Annotated in this window: 4 protein-coding genes; 3 read left to right on the top strand and 1 reads right to left on the bottom strand. The window is 33.4% G+C overall.

Annotated elements, in window-relative coordinates; translation table 11 throughout:
- The 3 genes from HMPREF9078_RS11995 to HMPREF9078_RS08265 form a co-directional block, all read left to right on the top strand.
- On the top strand, positions 1-386 hold a 386-nt coding region (locus tag HMPREF9078_RS11995; protein WP_009420260.1), incomplete at its 5' end, for a hypothetical protein.
- Between the two features lies 1 nt (position 387).
- On the top strand, positions 388-822 hold the full coding sequence (locus HMPREF9078_RS08270) for a hypothetical protein (RefSeq protein ID WP_009420259.1): 435 nt from the start codon (positions 388-390) through the stop codon (positions 820-822).
- Entirely contained in the window at positions 822-1,493 is a 672-nt protein-coding gene (locus HMPREF9078_RS08265; protein WP_009420258.1) for a hypothetical protein, read from the top strand. The genes HMPREF9078_RS08270 and HMPREF9078_RS08265 overlap by 1 nt, the downstream gene beginning before the upstream one ends.
- A 97-nt stretch (positions 1,494-1,590) precedes the next feature.
- Here HMPREF9078_RS08265 and porV read toward each other — a convergent pair whose 3' ends face one another.
- Positions 1,591-2,691 (bottom strand): type IX secretion system outer membrane channel protein PorV, encoded by a 1,101-nt coding sequence (gene porV / locus HMPREF9078_RS08260; protein ID WP_034543318.1) that lies wholly within the window; start codon positions 2,689-2,691, stop codon positions 1,591-1,593.
- Between the last annotated feature and the right edge of the window lie 334 nt (positions 2,692-3,025).

Raw genomic sequence — 3,025 nt, 5'->3', positions numbered from 1 at the left:
ATGATATCTGTGCCAACTGCCGTTATGACGTGAAGTTTAGGGAAGGACAAAAACCTTTATATGAGGAATTTAAAAGCTATAACACTGAAACGTGGGGTAAAATAGCTAATGATAAAGGATTTATCAAACAATTTGAAAGCTATTTACAAGGAGTTAACAAAATAGAAGATTTAGCTTATGTGATTAACAGTAATAAAGCTAATATAAATGAAGTAAAACAAGCTTTTAAAGAATTGTTTAAACGTAACAGTGATGAAATTTTAAAGTTTATGAATCCTAAACTAAAGGAAAGTTTAGGTATTATAAATCCTAATGATAAAGTAAGATTAGAAAAGTTGATAAACGATACAAATTCAGCACTCTATAACTTTATAAAATCACAATAAAATGTTTAAATTAATTTCTAAAATAGATAATGTAAGAGATTATGTTATCTATAAAGGCAAACCTTATTACATCAATACATCTGATGAAATTCAATGTGGCGAAAAAAAACAAATGCTTTACAAAACTCCACTAAGTCCGCTTGCTACTTTTAATGGTAAATTCTATTGTAGTGAGTGGGAGAATAATTATAAAATCTTTGACGAAAATTTAGAATTAATAGAAGAAGGAAAAGACAAAGCTTTTTTGTATTTATCTAAAGAGTTTTTAGAAACTTATTTTTTAGATGAACAACAAAAAATATTCATTACAGCTCTTTTGGATAGAGAAGGGAATCTTATGGTATTGGGAAATATTGACAAATTTTCTATAAGTTTTTTCCAAATGGGTATATATATATATATATATACAAAAAGGATAAAATATACGATGATGTAATGTCTATCAGAGCCTTTTCTATTCAAAAGAAAGAACATCTTTGGGAATTTCCTCTTTCTTCTCTTGGGAAGTGGAAAAACCCATATACCGATGAAGAGATAGATTTTCAGGTACGGAGATTTATAGGTATATACAACAATATTTTTTGGGTTTTTCTAAATGCAGAAGGTTTTATAGGTTTAGATATTGAAACAGGAGAATTAAGATATCGTATCCCTGAATATCACCAAGCTATAGGAAAAACAAGTACGAGTTCTTATGATGATAGCAAAGGCTTTTTTAGAAGTGATTATCTCTTAGACAATGAAAAAGGAAAAATTTTAGGCTTAGCAGTAGATGTCTTTATTGAAATAGATTTAACCCAAGAGCCTCCTTTTGTTACTCAATATGGTTTACAAGAGGAGTTTGAAAAGTACAACATCAAAAAAGCAAATGATACTGCAGGAAGTTATGTTGTTCAAGATAATTTATTGTATTTTTATCTTGCTGAACAACTAAAATTTGGCATTTTAGACATCAATACCAAGGAAATTATCTATGTTTCAGAGCCTATTGCAGTAGAGGAAAGAGATGATAGTTTTACTCGCCTTAGAGATTTAAAAGTCTCAGAAAATAAGGTGTATATCTTAGATAGTAATCATACGTTGCATATTTTTGAAAGAGAAAAATAGTTCTTGTTTTATCATACTAATTTTATTACTTTTACTTTAAACACGTTTGTTAATAAATTCTCTAACAGAGAAAAAATATTAGCACAATTCAAAATCTCTACTGTCCAAAGCGGTAAATTAGGTTAATTTTAAAGGTGCTGAATGGATTGTTATAGGTGGAGAATGAAAAAGGATAAGCTACGTCCATTTGCCAATTGTTAAAGGCAAAACCTGCTCCTATGGATAGAAACTTTCGGTCGCCTTTGTCCTTGTGTTGGTAGAAGAATCCTGAGCGCAAGAAAAATGATTGGTTATACTTGTATTCCAAACCTATTGCCCAATTAATCTCGTGAAATTCTTCACGGAAACCATTAGGAGCATCGTAGAAAGAGGTTATTAAGGCTTCTATAATATCTTTATCGGGGACACCTTGCTCATTAGGGGTAGGCACAAGGTATTTCTGTGCTTCTATCGAGAGTTCCCACTCGTTATAACTATCGGTTTGCAATAAAAAACCTCCTCCTAATTTCAGTTGGGAGGGAAGATAGAAAGACCTGCCCAAGTCGTCGTACTTCACCTTTGTTCCCACATTAGAAAGTTGGAATCCCCAAGTGTATCGGTATAACAAACTACTAATAAAGTGCTCTTGTGAATAGAAATAGCCTGCTATATCAAAAGCTAATGCTCGGGCTACACTCTTCCCTTGCGAAGGAATAGATAGTTGTGAGCTTAAGAAACGAGAGGTAACTCCCATAGCGAACGACTGACTTAATTGCAAACTATAAGAGCCCTCCAATGAAAGCTCAGTAGGCTTGAAAGTGCCTAACATATACGATTGTTGCCCTATGTCTTGGGTTAAGTTCACATCACCGATACTGAAATATGAGAAATTTGCCCCGAAAGCATCGCGTATTCTCTTTTTGTAAAAAGTAATCCCCCCTAAAAACACATCGCGCACAGCTCTATGAGTGAAGGGCATATAATTAATAGCTACTGCTGAAGAAGTAGGTAGAAAGATATATTTGGAAGCATTCACTCTTTGGGAAAACACATCGGGAGAGGAAGCTACCCCTACTTCTCCTTTTCCTGCTGATATAGCATCAGAATTAAGGATTAAGAACGGAAAAGCGGTAGAAATAGACTTTTCTTCTTGACAAAAGAGGGGTGTTTTCGCAAACAGAAACACACAGAGGAAACAGAATAACCGAGTGCAGTTCATTTTATAGTATTTTTGCAAAGATACATCAAATAGTTGAATTATACAATTTTTTGTAAAAGAGGAGGGGAAAATTAGCAAATTAGGTGCGAGCCGCACAGGCAGTGTGAGCCACACGGGCAGATTAATTAGTAAATTAGAAAATGAGAGAATTAGAAAATGAGGAAATTAGCAAAAGGGTAGTGATAAAAAAGGTTTTTTAATAGGTCTTACTTGTTGGACAAATTGGACCGGTCTGAATTATCGGAGAAAAACGAAAAATATAAAAAGTGTATTGAGAGGTTTTTGGGAGAGAAAAGGCTGTGAGGAGGGGGGGGTTAGCTTATAGAGAGCTTAT

The organism is Capnocytophaga sp. oral taxon 380 str. F0488 (assembly GCF_000318255.2).
GTDB lineage: Bacteria > Bacteroidota > Bacteroidia > Flavobacteriales > Flavobacteriaceae > Capnocytophaga > Capnocytophaga ochracea.
This window is presented reverse-complemented; position numbering and strand designations above follow the sequence as displayed.